The sequence below is a fragment of the Psychrosphaera sp. 1_MG-2023 genome (assembly GCF_030548245.1).
GTDB classification, from domain to species: domain Bacteria; phylum Pseudomonadota; class Gammaproteobacteria; order Enterobacterales; family Alteromonadaceae; genus Psychrosphaera; species Psychrosphaera algicola.
This window is the reverse complement of sequence record NZ_JAUORW010000069.1, coordinates 1-539: the sequence shown is the minus strand read 5'-3', so window position 1 is coordinate 539 and position 539 is coordinate 1. Positions and strand designations below refer to the sequence as shown.

1 pseudogene is annotated in these 539 nt (G+C 39.0%); it reads right to left on the bottom strand.

Annotated elements, in window-relative coordinates:
• A pseudogene (locus Q4575_RS19755) lies at nt 1–475 on the bottom strand (transposase); the annotation flags it as partial.
• Between the last annotated feature and the right edge of the window lie 64 nt (nt 476–539).

The window sequence follows — 539 nt, the reverse complement described above, 5'->3', positions numbered from 1 at the left end:
AACTCATGAGCATTCTCAACCTTCTTTAGTAATACTTGATGCTCGACTGACGGCGAATTATCTCGTTTCAGCCAATATTTAAAGCTGCTACGATTAACACCGAAGACATCACACAATATTTTTATTGGATACCTGGCTTTATGGCTCTGATTGAGTTTTTCGATTAATTCGAATTGTTCAGTGAGTCCGACATCAACAGAGCCGTAGCCTTTTTTAGAATTTCCTTTTCTAATTCAATGCGTTCGATTTTCTTTTCAAGCTCTCTTATCCTAAGCTGCTCGGGAGTCATGGGGGTTGCTTTAGGCGCTTTACCTTGCCGTTCTTCTTTTAACTGTTTAACCCATTTACCAATCGTCGAATAACCCACATTCATGGCCTTAGCTGCTTCTTCATGGGTATAACCATGATCGAGTACCAATTGTGCCGTTTCTAATCTAAATTCTGGGCTGAAATTTTTACGTGACTTCTTAGCCATTATCTTCACCTAATACTGTTATGATTCAATCATAACATCCTCTAATTAGGTGGCCAAAATCACT